General features: G+C 44.4%; 17 protein-coding genes and 1 pseudogene. 10 read left to right on the top strand and 8 right to left on the bottom strand.

All coding sequences use genetic code 11. From position 1 onward, the window contains the following. Positions 1–296 precede the first annotated feature (296 nt). The 4 genes from MD588_RS04000 to MD588_RS03985 all read right to left on the bottom strand — a co-directional run bounded on the left by MD588_RS04000 (position 297) and on the right by MD588_RS03985 (position 2,568). Positions 297–656 (bottom strand): phasin-related domain-containing protein, encoded by a 360-nt coding sequence (locus MD588_RS04000; RefSeq protein WP_265695575.1) that lies wholly within the window; start codon positions 654–656, stop codon positions 297–299. A gap of 87 nt (positions 657–743) precedes the next feature. Beyond that, positions 744–1,346 carry a phasin-related domain-containing protein gene (locus MD588_RS03995; protein WP_265695574.1) on the bottom strand — a complete coding sequence of 201 codons (603 nt, stop codon included), beginning with the start codon at positions 1,344–1,346 and terminating at the stop codon, positions 744–746. Between the two features lie 309 nt (positions 1,347–1,655). Further along, positions 1,656–1,937 carry a polyhydroxyalkanoic acid system family protein gene (locus MD588_RS03990; protein ID WP_265695573.1) on the bottom strand — a complete coding sequence of 94 codons (282 nt, stop codon included), beginning with the start codon at positions 1,935–1,937 and terminating at the stop codon, positions 1,656–1,658. Between the two features lie 109 nt (positions 1,938–2,046). Further along, positions 2,047–2,568, bottom strand: coding sequence for a lecithin retinol acyltransferase family protein (locus MD588_RS03985; protein WP_265695571.1), 522 nt, complete (start codon positions 2,566–2,568; stop codon positions 2,047–2,049). A gap of 273 nt (positions 2,569–2,841) precedes the next feature. On the opposite strand from MD588_RS03985, the gene MD588_RS03980 reads away from it, so the two are divergent. Beyond that, complete coding sequence (locus MD588_RS03980) at positions 2,842–4,044, top strand: transglycosylase SLT domain-containing protein (protein WP_265695570.1); 1,203 nt, start codon at positions 2,842–2,844, stop codon at positions 4,042–4,044. Here the strand turns inward: MD588_RS03980 and MD588_RS03975 are convergent. The 3 genes from MD588_RS03975 to MD588_RS03965 form a co-directional block, all read right to left on the bottom strand. Further along, positions 4,004–4,402, bottom strand: a complete 399-nt coding sequence (locus tag MD588_RS03975; RefSeq protein ID WP_265695568.1) for a hypothetical protein — start codon at positions 4,400–4,402, stop codon at positions 4,004–4,006. The genes MD588_RS03980 and MD588_RS03975 overlap by 41 nt on opposite strands. A 447-nt stretch (positions 4,403–4,849) precedes the next feature. After that, positions 4,850–6,886: a sensor histidine kinase gene (locus tag MD588_RS03970; protein ID WP_265695567.1), complete on the bottom strand. Its 2,037-nt coding sequence runs from the start codon at positions 6,884–6,886 to the stop codon at positions 4,850–4,852. A 15-nt stretch (positions 6,887–6,901) separates the two neighbouring features. Beyond that, positions 6,902–8,389: a sigma-54-dependent transcriptional regulator gene (locus MD588_RS03965; RefSeq protein WP_265695566.1), complete on the bottom strand. Its 1,488-nt coding sequence runs from the start codon at positions 8,387–8,389 to the stop codon at positions 6,902–6,904. Between the two features lie 265 nt (positions 8,390–8,654). Between MD588_RS03965 and MD588_RS03960 the strand changes: the two genes are divergently transcribed. From MD588_RS03960 to MD588_RS03925, 8 genes are all read left to right on the top strand, one after another. Beyond that, the gene (locus tag MD588_RS03960; protein ID WP_265695565.1) at positions 8,655–9,467 is read left to right on the top strand and encodes a substrate-binding domain-containing protein; all 813 of its coding nucleotides are present in this window, start codon (positions 8,655–8,657) and stop codon (positions 9,465–9,467) included. Continuing rightward, on the top strand, positions 9,468–10,169 hold the full coding sequence (locus tag MD588_RS03955) for an ABC transporter permease (protein WP_265695563.1): 702 nt from the start codon (positions 9,468–9,470) through the stop codon (positions 10,167–10,169). It begins immediately after the preceding gene. Positions 10,170–10,184: 15 nt separating this feature from the next. Beyond that, a complete protein-coding gene (locus MD588_RS03950) occupies positions 10,185–10,895 on the top strand; it encodes an ABC transporter ATP-binding protein (protein WP_265695562.1) in 711 nt (236 codons plus the stop codon). Beyond that, positions 10,882–11,466 (top strand): molybdenum cofactor guanylyltransferase MobA, encoded by a 585-nt coding sequence (gene mobA / locus MD588_RS03945; protein WP_265695632.1) that lies wholly within the window; start codon positions 10,882–10,884, stop codon positions 11,464–11,466. Before MD588_RS03950 ends, mobA begins: the two co-directional genes overlap by 14 nt. Further along, on the top strand, positions 11,463–13,241 hold the full coding sequence (locus tag MD588_RS03940) for a bifunctional molybdopterin-guanine dinucleotide biosynthesis adaptor protein MobB/molybdopterin molybdotransferase MoeA (protein ID WP_265695561.1): 1,779 nt from the start codon (positions 11,463–11,465) through the stop codon (positions 13,239–13,241). Before mobA ends, MD588_RS03940 begins: the two co-directional genes overlap by 4 nt. Positions 13,242–13,600: 359 nt before the next feature. After that, on the top strand, positions 13,601–14,047 hold the full coding sequence (locus MD588_RS03935) for an NUDIX domain-containing protein (protein WP_265695560.1): 447 nt from the start codon (positions 13,601–13,603) through the stop codon (positions 14,045–14,047). 232 nt (positions 14,048–14,279) lie between these two features. Beyond that, the gene (locus MD588_RS03930) at positions 14,280–14,999 is read left to right on the top strand and encodes a DUF3581 domain-containing protein (protein ID WP_265695559.1); all 720 of its coding nucleotides are present in this window, start codon (positions 14,280–14,282) and stop codon (positions 14,997–14,999) included. 219 nt (positions 15,000–15,218) lie between these two features. Then, on the top strand, positions 15,219–15,767 hold the full coding sequence (locus MD588_RS03925; RefSeq protein WP_265695558.1) for a hypothetical protein: 549 nt from the start codon (positions 15,219–15,221) through the stop codon (positions 15,765–15,767). Positions 15,768–16,058: 291 nt separating this feature from the next. On the opposite strand, the pseudogene MD588_RS03920 reads toward MD588_RS03925, so the two are convergent. Next, positions 16,059–16,370 (bottom strand): annotated as a pseudogene (locus MD588_RS03920) (PTS transporter subunit EIIC); the annotation flags it as partial. Between the two features lie 614 nt (positions 16,371–16,984). On the opposite strand from MD588_RS03920, the gene dgcN reads away from it, so the two are divergent. After that, positions 16,985–17,989, top strand: a complete 1,005-nt coding sequence (dgcN, locus tag MD588_RS03915; protein ID WP_265695557.1) for an N-acetyltransferase DgcN — start codon at positions 16,985–16,987, stop codon at positions 17,987–17,989. The last annotated feature ends 2 nt before the right edge of the window (positions 17,990–17,991 follow it).

The raw sequence follows: 17,991 nt of genomic DNA, 5'->3' as shown, positions 1-17,991 counted from the left end.
CTCCATAAAAGTCACCTTTATTACATTCCAGTAACAAATTTAGGATTAAAAAACCCATTTGGTCAACATATGGTAGAAAAACATTGATGATTTTTTCAAACAACTACAGTCACTTCTGCATAAAAATATAGATAACAGTGTTTAACTATGTCTACACCATACAATAAAAAAGGTGCGCGTGCATGGCCCACGCGCACCCTAAAAAGGCAAAACCACCTTAGACTGGGAGGCAGTAATGCCTAACAGGGTTACATTATCGTCTGGCTGGCTTATTGATGGTAACCCTGCATTGGCAGTTACTCTGCTTCTGCCAATTTCTCAACCGCTACAGTTAGCTTGTCGATTTTCTCGTCCATACGCTCTAACTTTTCGCGGTCTACACCACTCAAGCGGTAGAACAGATCATTCATACCTGCTTCTACTTCATCAGTGGCTTTTTCTGCATTTTTACCAATGCATTCTTTCGCTTCAATTTCAACTTCTTTACCACGCTCAACTAGCTCGTCGAATACCTGGTTAGTTTTTTCGTTTAGTTGCTGCGCTTCTTCTAGGCTACGGCTATATAGACCTAAACCGGCTAGCCAAATGTTGCGTGCAACGCCTTCACCGCTTTCTACGACATTTTTTGCCGCTTTAACTACTGTGTTATCGCTCATAATTGTATCTCCCCTGCGTAATCACGCTGGATTGTAGAAAAAGAGTTAGCATGCACCGACAATTAGTGAGTTATCGGTGCGTGTTCCTTAAGCCGTTTCTGGCTTCGCCCCATCAACCGTTTTGGCTTCGGCTGCTGGCTTTGGCTCAGCAGGTTTAGCTGCCACGGTTTGCGGTTTTGCTGGCTCAGAGACTGGTTTCTTCTCTGCCTGTGGTTCTTCCTTTGCTACTGGTGTTGCAGCTTTTACAGGCTTACGGCGTGCAACACTAGGCTTTTTTGCGCGTGTTGTAGCCGGCTTGGCAGCTACTTTCTTAGCCGCAGGCTTAGTTGCTTGCTGACGTTCCAATAATGCTTCGATATTTGAAGTTAGCTGATCGATCTTGTCATCCACACGATCCAGACGCTCGTTATCGATACCGATAAGTTTCTGAACCATAGTGTGAACACGCTCTTCAATCGCCACTGATGTATGGCTACGTGCTGTGTGAACTCGCTCTTTGGTTTTTGACTCCACAGCGCGACCACGTTCAATCAACTCGTCAAATAGGCTTTTGCCTTTATCAGACAGTTGATTAACTTCATCTGCACTTTTTGCATAAGCGCCCAAACCAGCTAACCAGATGTTGTAGACCATCGCGTCACGAATCTGCTCTTTTTTAGATTCTTCCGCAGTCTGTTTAAAGATGCCCATGAGTGTGCTCTCCTTATTCTTGAGACAACTTGTCAGCCAGTGGGTATTGCCTGACTGCTTAATGACAGAATATGATTTTCAATTAGAATGGTCTTACTAAAACAACGATTTATCGTGGGCTGGATCAAAATTTGGGGAAATAGGTCATTTCACTGGTCGGTATACCAAACAGAATCATTATCTGCTCTATCAAGAGCCATACAGGCCAATTGTAAACAGATAATAGCGGCGGTTAGAACCGTTCCATTCATCGGCTGGATGCAAACAAAAAGAGCCTCATAAAGAGGCTCTCAAAACATTTATTGACTATTAATTGGTAAGTAACAACTGATCAAGTCGTTCTGAAATGTGGCTTTCAATGCTAGAGGCAAAAAGACTTGCAGCAAACCCCATCAGCCTTAATTCAATTGTTATCTTCCCTTCCTGTGAATGAAGAAAACCTCTTGCCGAAGCATGATTAATCAGCAGCTTATTTTCTTGCCAAGCCCAGGTTAGTCCATACTCTTGCTCAAGTTCCCCTGCAATTTTTTCTGACAATACCGTGATGTCATCTAAGGGAAAGTCATGGTTACGTTCAATTAAAATAGTCACAAAAAAACCCGCTCGATTTAGTGTATTTACTCGAATACTTCTTAATAACATACTCGTACGAGATTTTTTTTTCTGTGCTGAAGATCCTATTGTCAGTAATCAATCGTATTCATAGAAGGGCTATCCTCTTGAGGATATGCGATAGCCACATCGTGCTTCCAACAACTAGCCTGGCGCTATTGACTGCTCGACTATAAGGTCGATGCTCTGAAGGCGATAACATCGCGCCAAGCAGCAATCCCATACCTGCAAATTTTAAAACCGGCGCATCGGCCTTCAATACGATATAACTGCCGGCAAATGCCACGAGGCATTGTTGAAACTGGGTGCATTCTACTGGTAACCCATGCGCTTCGCGCACAAACTGCTCACAATTCTGACTAAAAAGGTTATAAGGCCGACCTATCTGCTGGCAGGCATAATGATAAGCTCTTTCAGGCTTATCACTGGTAATGCTACTGACAACAATTTCCCGCCCCTCGGCAAACTCATCTAAGGTATCTAGCTGAACACGCCTTCTTTTCTTTGAATTATGTACAACTCCCCCTTCACCGTCAGAAATACCGTAATGCCAATAAGTACTACATCGTATTTTTAATACCGTACCCGGGGAATGATCAAACGCTAACATCTTGCATGCTCCCATCAGTCATCTTTCTACTGAATTGTTTCAAAGGAAAGTCATCCGTATCAAACTCAAGTTTAATACAAAATAGACGCATTTCGCTTAAATCAACTACGAGGATGCTGTTTCACTTTTTAGATAGACGCACAAATCCTCCGTATGACTCCGAATTATAACTTTCATGCTGCTATATATATATGGTGCTACATATAACATTTAACACAATAAGTTATTGTGTCTCATTAATAATAAGAAGATTTTTGTCCTTAAGTGTTTATGATGAAATACGTAATTATCCTGTTGGCTACATTTTTCATTTCTGGTTACCAAAAGATTAACCATATCGAAGGTTCAGATGAATTTATCGTAGAAGAATTGACTTACATCGACATCCCAGTAGATACAATCCACCAGCAATGTAATATTGAGCAAGACACATACAAAGGGAGGGATATTTCCGCTAGGGGGGGTGAAGAATCTATTAATAGTGTTAATACCAAAAACTCAAAGCCTAAAGCTCTAGACCTCTGGGATATTATTGGACAATCATTATCAATGCCTGTGCCTAATAATAAAAGAGTTAATCATTATAAAAACAGGTATTTAAGCGACTCTTTCCATATTGCTACCGTCACCTCAAGAGCAGAAAACTTTTTGTATTATATTCATCAGAAAGTTAAGCATCGTAAAATGCCAGCTGAGCTTGTCCTTCTCCCTTTTATTGAAAGCTCTTTTGATCCGTTAGCACACTCAAATCAGGGAGCTTCTGGACTATGGCAGTTCACCATTCCTACAGGTAAAGCATTCGGATTAAAATACTTAAAGGGTTATGACGGACGTCGTGATATTATTGCTTCAACAGATGCGGCACTAGACTTTCTAGCCTACCTTTATAAAAAATTCAAGGGTAACTGGTTACATGCCATTGCCGCTTATAATAGCGGCGAAGGACGGGTCAGAAATGCTATAAAAGAAAACAAAGCAAAAGGTAAGCCTATTGATTTCTGGTCACTGCAGCTTCCCGAAGAAACACGTCAGTATGTCCCTAAGCTACTGGCAATAGCCGATTTAGTCAAACATCGCTATGACTATAACTTATCGCTTACATATATAAAACCAGAACCTGTTCTCACTGAAATTATAATTAATCATCGAGTAAAACTAAAACTTCTCGCGAACCATGCCGGGTTATCAAATGATGAGTTATATAGCTTAAATCCAGGATATATCAATGGTTATACATTTCATAGTCGAGAAAACAGAATACTAGTCCCCACAAACACAAAAGAAGTACTCTATGAATATATAACCAGTTCTGACTATGTTGAAAAACAGTTTACCATCCACCATATCCAACCAGGAGAAACCCTCAGTGAACTTGCTTATCTGAATAACACAACTGTCTCACTTATAAAAAATGCTAATAACTTATCCGGATCAATTATTTTTGCTGGACAACAATTACGGATTCCGGTGCGCTAATTTGGCTCTCAGCGGCAAGCGCATCATCCACGACAACAGAGTATTTCAATTCCCCAGAAGAACCCCAATCACCTTCTGGTGCTTTAATAAAATCTGCACGCACTGCAGCCTGAATATTTTTCTCCAATTGTGTTAATAATTGCAAATCGGCCTCGTTATGGGATAGGGATAACCCAACTAAAATCCCAGCAAGTAAACACACAGGGGCAAAAATACTACGTATGGTGATTAAACAACATATTGCGGCAACCGAAATAAGTGTTGCCAGATAAATATTCCCTGAAATACTACTATAGAAGGCTATATATAAAGCAATACATTGGAGAACGACACCTACAGACAAAATAGCAACCTTCATAACCACCACCATTTTTTTTGCTTTCTTTTATTATAGGTGCAACAAAATAGTTAAGAGTTATTTTATTACTGATTTTAAGAATCCATCTTGCACATGAGACAAATTTTACCTTTATTCACTATCCGATATGGTATCTGTTCTATACTCAGTTTATAAGGTAACGCCTTACTTTATTAGCCACAGAAGGTCTTTCTATGCAGCATACTGAAATGATAATTCCAACCCAGATGGGCATTATTCGTCGAACCACATTGATTGCATGTGTATTCATGATCATCGGATTATTCATGATGTGATAAAAGATCACTAAGGGGATATTGAGATGGAAAATCTTACATTCAGTTCTTATTACCACCTATAAAAAAGGCATGAATCATACTCATGCCTTTGTTCATTTATGGTGTTAGAGACAAGATTTTCACTTTAACTCTAAGAATTGTCTAGACCCTAGTCTTCAAAGGCCAGTTCCAATCCATTGTTTATTGAGGCTTTCTCCGGCAAATACACAGAAAATGTCGATCCTTTCCCCGGCATAGACTGCACACAGATTTCACCACCAATCTCGTTAATAATGCCCTGGCTTACTGAAAGGCCCAGCCCCGTCCCACTCCGCCGTGTCGTGAAAAATGGATTAAAGATCCGTTGCAAGACGTCCTTGCTGATACCACAACCATGGTCGGTAATATGAACAATAGCCCCTATCGCTGTTCCTTCTTCGTTCAACCAATCTTCTGTTTTGACCGTTAGCAACCCGGTATCGTCCATGGCGTGCACGCCGTTCATCTGCAGGTTGACCAGTACTTGCAACAATTGATGGCGGTTGACCTCAACACAGCACTTCGCTTCCAGACAAACATCGAACTGAATAGCATGTTTCTTTGTTCCCGAACGAACCAAGGTCAGAGATTCTTCGACAATAGGGTTAAGATGTTGCCAGGTCACCTCATCCTGAACACCACCTTGCCTGCTGTACTGCAATAAACTGCGAGTGATATTGCGGATCCTGTCAATTTGCTGGTGAATAGCTTCAAGCTCTTCTTTAACCCGTGCAGTATCCTCACCCAATTCAAATTGCAATAGCTCTACATTCCCCAAGATAACAGCGGTTGGATTGTTGATCTCATGCGCAATACCAGCGGTCAATTCTCCCAACGCCGCCAGTTTTTCACTGGTAACCAGTTTACTTCTCGCTTGATTCAATAATCTTATGTGCTGTTCAAGCTCTTCAGTTTTTTCATGCAGACTTCGGGTTCGTGCTTCTACCTTATCTTCGAGTTCAACTGAAGCTTGCTTAATCACTTCATTTCGCTGATGGAGCTGATCCAGCATACTATCAAACTGACGCCCCAATATTTCCAGCTCATGATTAGGAGTCAATTCCAGCGAACCTATTCGACGATCAATACCTATCTGTATGGCTTTAACAACATGATGCATTTTTTCTATCGGCCTAAATAGATCCCTAGCTCCACGGTAGACAACAATGCCAGAAATCAACAACACACAGATGATCCCTACACCAAGTTCAATAATGTTGGTTAGATAAATTCTGATCAGCGGCCACTCCAAATAACCTGTATAGAGCATGCCAATAATCCTACCGTCATGATCCTTCAGAGGCTCATAGGCAGAAACATACCAGTCATCATAGACATAAGCCCGATCAACCCATGTTTGGCCTTTTCGCAATACGGCCTGATGTACCTCCTCAGAGACACGGGTGCCAATTGCCCTGCCATAGAGTTGCTCGCTATCTAACGGTACATTGGTACTAACTCGTATATCATCCATAAACAAGGTAACGGTACCAATGCTTCCCTCTGGCAAGGTATCTGCCGCATAAACCAGATCCCGGATCCTATCGACCAGAGAGGTACTGTTATTCAGTAACATACCTCCATCAACAATCCACTGCAGTTTATTCTGCTCGTTGAAAATTGGGATCAAGCTTCGACTGACCAAACCTTTAGATTCAGTATCACCTTCACTAAGTAATGGGATCTGAGCGCGTGCCGGCAAATCAAAGTGCAAGTCTTCAAGCTCTTTTTCATTCAGCTTCTGGAAAAATGTCTGCTCTTCGCCTCGCATCAGCAAACGACGGTTAACCTTAGAGAACTCCCCTAGCGCCGACGCCGGATGAAGAACAACAAAATCTAAATCGTAGCGGCCCGATTGTTGACGCACCCAGTCACTGAGCTTGACCTCATCATTTCTGAGCAAGTACTGAAAATCATAAGATTCGGTCAGCGCCATCAAACGCATACGCTGCTCTTTCTGCAGCAGCTCCATGCTGTGATGAGCGACCGCCAGATCTGCCCTGACATTCTTCAGGGCATTTTGCCAGGTGTACATCACGGTCCAATACATTGTCAGCGCGATCAGTGCCAGCAATGTAATAATGATTGGTACCGAAGTCAGGAGTAGCAACCGATAGCGTACCATGGTACGAAACCGTCGGAACCACATTATCAAGAACTGTTTCATTGTATGTGTCTCCTACTAAGCGCTCTCGTCTGTCCACTCTTTGTACTTGCGCTCCAGTGTCTTACGCGCCACTCCTAATTGTCTTGCTGCCGCAGATTTGTTTCCTTCATTTGAATCCACCACCTGCATAATATGTGCTTTTTCGACTTCTTTTAATGTCCAGTCTGTTGGATAACAGAATGTATCTTGACCTTCAAGATCTATGCATTTACACGGTTTTTCTCCACTCAGTTCCGGAGATCCACTGGTTTCCAAGGCTGGAGCTTCAGCAAGATGAGGGACAACCTCTTCTTGCATATTCACCCCCATTTGTGGCGCAGTATCTCCGGACAATTCGCGCCAGTACTCTGCCGGTGGCTTGCCTAACAGCAGGCAACGTTCCATCATATTGCGCAACTCACGGATATTGCCCGGCCAGTCGTAAGCCTGCATCGACTGAATATCTTCGTGCATCCAACTAACAGGTTTTACCCCTAAGTCTTTGGCAAGTTGCTGGGTAAAGTGATGCGCCAGTGCTGGGATATCTTCCAACCGGTCACGCAATGACGGAAGTTCAATGGTCAGTACATTCAAACGGTAATACAAATCACGGCGGAACCGGCCTTCTTCGACTTCTTGCTTCAAGTTACGGTTGGTTGCCGCCACAATACGGACATCCACCTGCACCTCTCGCTCGGCCCCGACCGGACGAATCGCCTTCTGCTCCAATGCCCGCAGCAACGAAGACTGCATAGAGAGTGGCATTTCACCAATTTCATCCAAGAACAAAGTACCGTTATTAGCCACGCGGAACAGACCTTCCCGACCTTTCTTAGCACCAGTAAAGGCGCCGGAGACGTGGCCAAACAATTCACTTTCCAGAAGATCCGGGGCTATTGCACCACAGTTCAATGGTACAAACGGCCCACTGCGCTTACTTAACTGGTGCAAAGCACGGGCAACCAGTTCTTTACCCGTACCAGACTCCCCTTCAACGAGAACGGCAGCCAATGAAGGCGCGACCTGCGCGATCATCTTTTTCATCATCAGTGTACGTTGGGCATCTCCGATAATATCGACCGGATAAGTTCGCTCAACATCACGCTGCAGGGCAAAATTCTGTCGTTCGACCAAACGACGCTCAATACATCGGCTTACCGACTGCATCATCTGGTCAAGGTTAAACGGCTTCAGGATAAAATCAGACGCTCCGGCACGCAGGGCTTTGATTGCCGTGTCTAAATCCGCATAGCCGGTCATGAAGATCACATCACTCCGCCGAGTTGATGGATCAAACGCCTCATGCCATTCAATGCCAGAACGACCCGGTAGATTGATATCCACTATCAACAGATCGAAATGACAGCGCTTGCGAAGCTCTTCTGCTTCTTCAATACTGTCGGCCGTATCCACTTGGGCAAACTTTTTACTCAATGCTTTTTTAAGGATGGCTCGCATACCCGGTTCATCATCAACAACGAGCACCGATACCGCAGACCAAGAAGAAGCCGCTAATTCAGACATAAATAGATAATTTGACTAAGGTTAGTTAATGCGACATTTTGTCCCACCCTTATTGTTGATGTCAAAATTGTTTAAGATAAATTTGAATTTATTTGCTTTTACGATCACGAAAATTGTTTTTAATCATTTAGTTGCAGCCCTTTTTTACGTTAACCTCACAATCTCTGACAACTTGGCACCTGATTTGCTTAAGTCCTGCAGAATAGTTTGCCTTCGGCAGCTTTATTTGCGTATCAACTCTAATGACATTACGTCAGGAAGACCTATGAAATTATTAAAAGCGACACTTGTTATTCTTTCCCTCGCCTCTGCCAGCGCTATTCACGCTGCGGAAGATATGACAATCCGCCTTGCGACAACGACCAGTACCTACCATTCAGGCTTGCTGGACTACCTTCTGCCAGAATTCAAAAAAGACACCGGTTACAGTGTCGAGGTACTGGCTGCTGGTACCGGTAAATCACTACGTATGGGACAAAATGGTGATGTTGACCTGGTGATGACGCACGCTCCCAAAGCTGAAGCCAACTTCGTAGAAAAAGGCTATGGGGTACTACCACGTAAGCTGATGCACAATGACTTTGTGGTTGTAGGCCCTGAATCTGATCCTGCCAAAATCTCTGGCAAAAAGGATGTTGCAAAAGCATTGACTGACATAGCCTCATATAATGCGACCTTTGTTTCTCGCGGCGATGACTCCGGCACCCATAAGAAAGAGCTAAACCTTTGGGCTCAAACAAGCATCGAACCAAACTTTGGTGGTTATAAAGCCGTTGGCCAAGGTATGGGCCCAACACTAAACATGGCTTCTGAGCTTCAGGCTTATACCATGACTGACCGTGGTACTTGGCTTGCCTACCAGAACAAGCTAGACCTGAAAATTATGGTTCAGGGTGACAAACGCCTATTCAACCCATACCAGGTTATTTTGGTTAACCCTAGCCGCTACCCTGATATCAACTACCAAGGCGCGAAGTCATTCAGCGACTGGCTAGTGAATCCGAAGGCACAAGCAATGATCAATAACTACCAGCGACACGGCGAACAGCTTTTTGTCGCGGATGCTATCACTCAATAAATGGATATTTGGCAAACCACACAACAAGCCGTTCAGCTTTTGCTGAGCGGCGACTCCAATTTATGGGGGATTGTTGCTGTTTCGTTCACCGTCTCATTGCTGGCTATCAGTATTGTACTGTTGCCAGCTTTGTTGATCGGTTTTTTCCTCGCCTATGGCAAATTCCCCGGGCGATGGCTGCTCCTCTCTCTGTTTAATACATTCCAGTCAATACCCACAGTGGTTATTGGCTTACTGCTCTATATGTTACTCTCCCGGGCAGGCCCCCTCGGCGACTGGAAAATGCTGTTTACCCAGCGGGCGATGGTCATCGGCCAAATCCTCATCTGCCTGCCGATCCTTGTCTCTATGATGCATGCAGCTTTCCAAAACAGTGACCGCCGAGCATGGGAAACCTCGCTAACCTTGGGTGCTAGCCTGCCGCGAGCGTTTATCAGCCTGATGTGGGAGAGTCGGTTCCCGCTGTTTGCCGCTGTTATCGCCGCATTTAGCCGAATTATCACCGAAGTGGGTTGTTCTATGATGGTTGGCGGCAATATTTTGAATTCAACTCGCAACATACCGACGGCAATTGCCCTGGAAAGCTCTAAAGGTGCCTTTGCTCAGGGAGTTGCTTTAGGTATGGTGCTATTGATCCTGGCGCTGGGTCTAAACTTCTTTTTATCTGTTGCTCGTGGCAAAGCCCACTTGCGAACCAATTAAGCTGGGGAACAGGTGATGTCACAAATATCAATTCAGGCTCATGACCTTTCGATCCGCTTTAAAGATCGACTACTATTTCATATTCCTCAGCTTAGTCTTGGCCCCAAAGATGCCATTTATCTCAGTGGAGATAATGGGGTAGGAAAAACTACGCTATTAAAAGTCCTGTCGGGTTTGCAAAAGCCAACCACGGGGCAAGTCAATCTGCAGCAACAATCTTGGCTATCAAGACTCTTTCGCGGCCAAACCCAAGGCGGTGTTATTTATATGCACCAAACTCCTTACATGTTCGACGGAACGGTGCTAGATAATGTGTGTTATGGCTTGAAATTCACCATTAAAAACCGACAAACGCGTCGAACAGAAGCCATCAATGCCTTACGTATGGTAGGGTTAGAGACTTTAGCTGACGAGCACATTTCTGTTCTATCTGGCGGCGAACGCCAGCGGGTTGCAATGGCGCGGGCATGGGTATTAAAACCCGGTGTTTTGTTAATGGATGAATCCAGTGCCAGCCTCGACCAAGAGTCTATTGAGCGCCAGGTGATTTTAGCTAAGGATTTGCTGGAACGCGGCACTAGCCTCGTGATCACAAGTCACCAGAAAAATGCCTTAACAGCCTTATGCCGCCGTCAGTGGACCATCACCGATACACAATTAGTTGAACGGGCAGATCTGCAGCTCGTCAATGAGGACAAAAACAAGAATGAGTATGCCTATGCCTGAAAATACAAGCTGGGTGATCCTGGCTGGTGGACAAGCCAGCCGAATGGGGGGTAACGACAAAGGTCTGGTTGAACTCGCCGGCCGGGCGATGATTGAACACGTCATGGATGTGCTAAAACCGCAAACATTTGCGATAACCATCAATGCCAACCGTAACCAAGAACGCTATAAAGCCTATGGCACCGTATTTGGTGACCACATCAAAAACTACCCGGGCCCATTAGGTGGTATGCATGCTGCCCTCCACCATCTCAATGATGAGTGGATTGGCTTTGTACCTTGTGACTGCCCGAAGTTGCCTGTCGATCTTGTTGCTCGGATGACAGCAGCCTGCCAGGAAGATACGGATATTGCCGTTGCGCATGACGGTGAGCATATTCAGCCGGTTGTCACTCTGTTAAACCGCCGTATTCTCCCGAAACTGGAACGTTTCCTTGAGAACGGCGACCGCAAAATCATTTTGCTATATAAACAATGCAACATGATCACCGTTGATTTTAGTGATCAGCCAGGTGCCTTCGTCAACCTGAATACCCCAGAAGAACTACAACAATTTGGACAGGAACTATGAGTCAGATAAATGCATCCCTGCCCCTATTAGGCTTTGCTGCCTGGAGCGGCACCGGTAAAACGACATTGTTAGAAGCAATGCTGCCTAAGCTCGTCGAGCGAGGTATTCGTGTTGCCGTCATCAAGCACGCCCATCACAATTTCGATATTGATAAAGAAGGTAAAGACAGCTACCGCTTGCGCAAAGCAGGTGCTGGTCAGATGCTGATCTCTTCACGCTACCGACGAGCATTGGTAACCGAAACACCGGATGAGGAAGCAACCCTGCCTCAGCTTATCGCCCAGCTAGATCAAACCCAACTGGATCTCATCTTAGTTGAAGGGTTCAAGAAACTGAACTTCCCGAAAATCGAACTTCACCGTGAAGAAATTGGCAAGCCGTGGCTCCATCCAGACGATCACAACATTATTGCCGTAGCGGCAAACGTTAAGGCCGATACCGATTTACCTAAGCTAGACATCAACAACTTAGATCAGCTGACAGATTTTGTTGCCAAATTCGCCAAGCAACAACACGCGAGCAAACCTGAAAGTCTGAGCTGTAGCGATCTTAACCCTTCGGGTATGCTCTCTGTTGATGAAGGCCGTTCACGCATTCTGGAACAAATCGTCCCAACGAGCCAAAGGCTTGAGGTTCCACTAAAGCAAGCTTTGGGACAAATTGTCGCAAAAGACATCTTGTCGCCAGTTAATGTCCCTCAACATACCAACTCAGCTATGGATGGCTACGCGATCCGAGGTGATGACCTTGACCGCGATAACTACCGCGTTGTCGCACAGGTAATGGCAGGCCATAGCTATGATCACCCTCTAGAAAAAGGCCAAGCCGTTCACATCATGACCGGCGCGCCAGTTCCAGCCCATGCCGATACTGTGATCATGCGTGAACAAGCAAATCAGACTGGTGACACTGTGATGTTTGACACCAGCAAAGGGGCTATTCTTCCAGGCCAGAATGTACGTCAAGCCGGTGAAGATCTAGCTATTGGTCAGACTGCTGTTGCATCAGGCTCGCAAATCACAGCACCGGAACTCGGGATGGTTGCTTCGCTGGGGTTAGATACGATTGAAATTAATCGGCCAGTAAAAGTTGCGATTTTTTCAACTGGTGATGAAGTCCAGCATCCGGGCGAAGATCAGAAGGCAAACTGTATCTACGATTCAAACCGCTATACCCTCTACTCAATGCTGACTCAAATCGGTTGTGAAGTCATTGACCTCGGTATTATTGAAGATAGCGAAGCTGCATTGGATGCAACACTACAACAAGCCAGCAACCAAGCTGATATGATCCTCTCGTCTGGGGGAGTTTCTGTGGGTGATGCCGACTACATCAAAACCATATTAGACAAGCTGGGTGAAATTAACTTCTGGCGTATAAATATGCGCCCCGGGCGCCCACTCGCCTTTGGTCAAATTCAGCAGACACCATTTTTTGGCCTGCCGGGTAATCCCGTTGCGGTTATGGTGACTTTCTTGCAGTTTGTTGAGCCCGCAATTCGAAAACTACAGGGGATTGATAACTGGCAGCCTCAGGTATTCAACGCTGTTGCAACAGAGAAATTGCGCTCTCGCCCCGGCAGAACGGAATACAGCCGAGGGACCTACAGCCTAGATGCAAACGGTCGGTTATCCGTTAAGACAACGGGCAAGCAAGGTTCAGGGATCCTTCGCTCAATGAGCGAAGCCAACTGTTTGATTGAAATTGTTCCGGAACAGCCAAATGTTGAAATTGGTGAGACAGTAAGAGTGATCCCTCTTCAGGGCCGTATCTAGCCCTGACCTCTAAGTAATAATATTTTGCTGCAATTAATTAGCACTCAGAAAACGGTGTCCGCCACCGTTTACTGAGTGCTTTTTTTTGTTGCAGCTTCCGTGCTACTTTATGTTTCCTGAGCTTCTACACGTTAGAAGATGATAATCCGTACAATATTTGTACTTATTTTTATATGCTCAGATAAAGCAACCCTAGCCAAATAATTCTATTTTTATAAGACAAAACAAATAATTATTTTGATTCGTCATGTTTTTCGCGGTGCATAGTACATAATTATGCCGTCTGTTGCATCATAAAATTCATGGTTTTTAGAATTCATTTGCGAAATCAATAACAAAGCCACTAAAACGGAGGCAACATGGGACCTCGTTTATCGGTACGAGCCGTGTTTTATCATCAGGATCATATTCTGCTTTGCAAACACTGCGATGACCGCGGATTTTGGTATATAACACCGGGTGGAGGCGTTGAGCATGGTGAAACTTTGGAGGATGCTTTTCACCGTGAGTTGATGGAAGAGCTCGGGTTACAGGCGATAATGGGCGACGTGTTATGTATCCGAGATTTGATTTCCGATCGCCACCCTACTCCTTACCTACCCGATCACTTCCACCAGCTAGAAATCTTTGTCGAGGGTAAGTCTCCTACCTTTGTCAGTGAAGCCTGCAAGCTCGACCCTGATCAAATCGGTTATGAATGGGTACACACTGACTTATTAGACAGTATCCTTTTTTTTCCGACCGAGCTCGTATCTGTGTTCAAGGACCGCAACTTTTCGATGATCTATCAAGGACACAAATTGTAGAACATTGATTCTATGAATTTCTAAAGCGATATTATTATCCACTTATTCTGACTATAATTTTAATAGTGAACGACAAACACACGCAGTGTATTAATTATCAGGCATATGCGCCTATATACATTTTCAACAACAGTCAAGCTTTAACGGACATTCACTGGCTAGACCATCTAATATGATCTTCTCATGTAGAATAGCTGACAGTTTGATTAACTAAGGTATTCATAAGTTAGGCATGTTTTTAGAATCGTATTACTCTGAACAGAACGGCGAATTTTCATTCACACGTGAACAAGCTAGCCACTTTGCTAAAAAAATTGCTGGTGACTTCAACCCTATCCATGATGAAGATAACAAACGCTTCTGTGTTCCTGGTGACCTGCTTTTCTCTGTTATTCTTTCCAAAGTAGGCTTGAGCCAGAAAATGCGTTTCGAATTCGCTGGTATGATCAACGACAGCGTCGCGCTTAGTGTCGACCAAAAATCAGACGCTGATCTTTCTATGGTTGATAACAAAGGAAAAGAGTACCTGCATATTATTCGCGATGGCGACACCACCATGAACCAAGAGCTGATCGAGCAAGTTACTAAAAGCTATGTTCAGTTTTCGGGGATGAATTTCCCTCACATCATGGTTCCGCTGATGGAATCCAAGCAGATCATGATCAACCCAGCACGCCCATTGGTTATCTATGAAAGCATGGAACTTGACTTTTCACGCCTTGATATCAAAGCACCGACCGTTGAGCTAACAGGTTCTGAGATTGATGTCGATGGTAAGCGCGGTAGTGTAACCCTGAAATTCTGCTTTAAAGAAAATGGCGAGGTTGTGGGCACGGGTCGTAAGCGTATGGTAATGAGCGGCCTAAAACCTTATTGCCAAGATGATATCGACGATCTAGTTAATCGTTTTAATCAACGCAAAGTCGATTTTAGCGCCTTACTAGCCGCTTAATCGCAAATACAAAATCTTACCGCTTTCTTAAATGCCGACACTTTTGTCGGCATTTTTACATCTCACATTCGCCCCCAATAACCAAACCATAATCCTATACAGCCCTGCTGCCGCCCTAAAAGGCACTCAACGGTGATTAATCGCACCTATACTTTATGTGGCTTTTTACCGACTTGGCCAATATTTGTGCCATACCGAAGCAGTTATGGAGATAAGAAGATGTTTAAACAAATAATTTCCAGAATTTGTATTGCTGTAATCGCCTACTGCTCAAGCATAGCGGGCAGTATAGCTGGTGATGATGTTGACGCACTTATTGCCAGAGCAAAGTCAGCGGCTCCGGCTGAAATTAGTGACAATGCAACGGTCATTGTCAATGGTAAAGAAGTGATTAAAGGATCCAACAACTGGATCTGTCTCCCCAATACCTTCCCTGATGACGGTATGCCGATGTGTAATGACCCGGTATGGATGGAAATGCTAGATGCATTGGTTAACAAAAAAGACTTTAAGGCAGATCGTATCGGGATTTCATATATGCTTCAAGGTGACCTTGGCGCAGGTGTAAGTAACTCTGATCCTTACCACCCAGACGCAAAAAAAGCTGATGACTATGTCGAGATGGGCGCCCATCTAATGATCATTGTACCGGAAGAGCTGCTCAAGGGACTCAGTGATGACCCAAGTTCCGGAGGTCCCTATATCATGTGGAAAGACACCCCATATCGCCACATTATGGTTCCCATTTCTGATAAACCATTGAAGTAGCTCTTGTCTGATACTTTATATCATTAACAGAAAATCATTCACCGATATAATGTTAGTTAACCTGTCATGTGGCAGGTTAATTAACAAATACATCATTTACCGTTGTGATAATATAAAAAATGTATCATCAGCCAATTGTTTACATTTTATCTAAAGCATTAGATTCCTAATATTATAGGCTTGCACCAACCCAGTAGCCTTCACAGCTAATTTAGCCATCTCGGCGTTATCTTCGAGTCCTGGGGTCTTTAACTTAAAGACACGAATTGCCGCGACAAAAAGAATGAAATAAACTCCGCCAAATACCAGTCCCATAGGGTCTACATCCGGGTTTAGTGTTGCCATCGCACTATTCATTATAAAAAAGCCCACAGCTGCAGATATTGCTGCCGCTGCCGAGTTATCCTTCGATAAACCAGCCGCTACACCCATAGCAAAGAGCAAAGGCAGGTTGTTAAAAATGGATTCGCCCCCTTTTCCTATGAAAGCGATATCTAACAAGTCTGGTTGGCCGAATCGCATCAAGATACCTGCGACGGGCAGTACCGCGATAGGCAGCATTAACGCCTTACCTAGCTTCTGAAAGTAACCAAGAATATTCATTTTTCTCTCCATGATTGAGTTCCACCACCTACACTTACAACTAAATGTTTAAGCCTTCCCCCAAGGTGGTATTAACCGATATAAATTTGGTCTTAATAACTTGCCAAATCATGAAGATATAGTAACGAATCCATCTTTAAGCTGACCTTTTGGCTAGATTAAATATTGTTAATCTTTACTCATTTATTATCGACATAAGGCACATACGCCCTACTTTGAACCATATACTCAGTTACTGGGTAAACAGCCAAACCATTCATCAGCCTGATTCCAGCTATCATCACAAATTATTGCCAGTCATGCAGCAAGGCTGCATTAGCTACCTCTATACTATTAATATGAATACAACTAAATCGAATATACCGAATGATAACTATTCGGAAGGTACTTTAAGTTAGCGGCACCTGTTCAACAAACACTGTACTAAGGTCTAATTGAGGACTCGATGATGTCAGAATACTTTTTCCCTATTTTATCAATGATTGCCTACTTTCTACTCCTTAGGAAAATGCTCCAGCCCAGAAAACCCAAGAAACCAAGTGAGCAAAAAAACAAGTAGCCAGCAAGTCGCTGTCATCAAGATAGTGTCAACTCAATTTGCACAAGGATGATTTATGCAAATCCCTCAGCCCTATTTACTTTTTCTTGGTGATGTTACAGATCCCCTTTCGGCAAAAACAGCGAAAGGGGTCTTACATTGGCGGCCTGAACTCTGTACAGGTCAGCTACGGCTTAACGCAGAAACTGTCTCACTAGGCATTGCCGACCTCTCCCTGCAAGAAGCCAAACTGCGCGGTGCCAAAACGCTAGTTATTGGAACGGCAAATGCCGGCGGATATATCCCGCAAACTTGGTTACAGACGTTACAAGAAGCACTTGAGCGAGGATTTAATATAGCCTCTGGCATGCACCAACGCCTAACAGGGTTCCCCTCACTCGTTACAGCCGCAAGCATACATCAATGTAAGTTGTTTGATGTACGCCATTATGATCACCCCCTTCGAATTGGAAACGGTAAGCCTCGCCCTGGGAAACGACTACTTACCGTTGGGACAGACTGCTCAGTGGGAAAAATGTATGCCTCTCTGGCACTAGAAAAAGAGATGAGCCGTCAAGGCCTGAACACTCATTTCCGCGCAACCGGACAGACTGGAATTCTAATTTCCGGGACAGGTATTTCTGTCGATGCCGTGGTCGCCGATTTCATTTCAGGTGCAGCAGAACAAATAAGCGCAGCATTCACAGATCATGACTGGGATGTTATCGAAGGTCAGGGATCGCTGCTAAACCCCTCTTTTGCAGGTGTCAGCCTTGGGCTATTGCATGGCTCCCAACCTGATGCGCTTGTTCTATGTCATGAAATAGGTCGCACTCATACCCGTCACTTGCCCCATATGCCAGTTCCAGCGATTCAAGCGACGCTCGATGCCAACTACACAGCAGCCAAACTCACTAATTCCAGTGCTGAATTCGTAGGTATCTGCCTCAATACATCAGCAATAGATGAAGAACAAGCCTTCACTTTGTGTCGGCAGTGGGAGCAGGAATATAACCTGCCAGTCACTGATCCGGTTCGCTTCGGTATCTCTTGCATCGTCGATAAGCTTCATGCCATCTAGGT

Origin of the sequence: Photobacterium obscurum, from assembly GCF_026191635.1 — a bacterium.
GTDB lineage: Bacteria > Pseudomonadota > Gammaproteobacteria > Enterobacterales > Vibrionaceae > Photobacterium > Photobacterium obscurum.
The sequence above is the reverse complement of the archived record's forward strand: the minus strand, read 5'-3'. Positions and strand labels throughout refer to the sequence as shown.

Bases quoted from the DNA above. Each gene is read 5' to 3' on its own strand.
- mobA (WP_265695632.1), top strand. From the start codon at position 10,882: ATGCCTATGCCTGAAAATACAAGCTGGGTGATCCTGGCTGGTGGACAA.
- MD588_RS03930 (WP_265695559.1), top strand. From the start codon at position 14,280: ATGTTTTTAGAATCGTATTACTCTGAACAGAACGGCGAATTTTCATTC.
- dgcN (WP_265695557.1), top strand. From the start codon at position 16,985: ATGCAAATCCCTCAGCCCTATTTACTTTTTCTTGGTGATGTTACAGAT.
- MD588_RS03935 (WP_265695560.1), top strand. From the start codon at position 13,601: ATGGGACCTCGTTTATCGGTACGAGCCGTGTTTTATCATCAGGATCAT.
- MD588_RS03955 (WP_265695563.1), top strand. From the start codon at position 9,468: ATGGATATTTGGCAAACCACACAACAAGCCGTTCAGCTTTTGCTGAGC.
- MD588_RS03960 (WP_265695565.1), top strand. From the start codon at position 8,655: ATGAAATTATTAAAAGCGACACTTGTTATTCTTTCCCTCGCCTCTGCC.
- MD588_RS03970 (WP_265695567.1), bottom strand. From the start codon at position 6,886: ATGAAACAGTTCTTGATAATGTGGTTCCGACGGTTTCGTACCATGGTA.
- MD588_RS04000 (WP_265695575.1), bottom strand. From the start codon at position 656: ATGAGCGATAACACAGTAGTTAAAGCGGCAAAAAATGTCGTAGAAAGC.
- MD588_RS03965 (WP_265695566.1), bottom strand. From the start codon at position 8,389: ATGTCTGAATTAGCGGCTTCTTCTTGGTCTGCGGTATCGGTGCTCGTT.
- MD588_RS03995 (WP_265695574.1), bottom strand. From the start codon at position 1,346: ATGGGCATCTTTAAACAGACTGCGGAAGAATCTAAAAAAGAGCAGATT.
- MD588_RS03940 (WP_265695561.1), top strand. From the start codon at position 11,463: ATGAGTCAGATAAATGCATCCCTGCCCCTATTAGGCTTTGCTGCCTGG.
- MD588_RS03950 (WP_265695562.1), top strand. From the start codon at position 10,185: ATGTCACAAATATCAATTCAGGCTCATGACCTTTCGATCCGCTTTAAA.
- MD588_RS03925 (WP_265695558.1), top strand. From the start codon at position 15,219: ATGTTTAAACAAATAATTTCCAGAATTTGTATTGCTGTAATCGCCTAC.
- MD588_RS03980 (WP_265695570.1), top strand. From the start codon at position 2,842: ATGAAATACGTAATTATCCTGTTGGCTACATTTTTCATTTCTGGTTAC.
- MD588_RS03975 (WP_265695568.1), bottom strand. From the start codon at position 4,402: ATGAAGGTTGCTATTTTGTCTGTAGGTGTCGTTCTCCAATGTATTGCT.
- MD588_RS03985 (WP_265695571.1), bottom strand. From the start codon at position 2,568: ATGTTAGCGTTTGATCATTCCCCGGGTACGGTATTAAAAATACGATGT.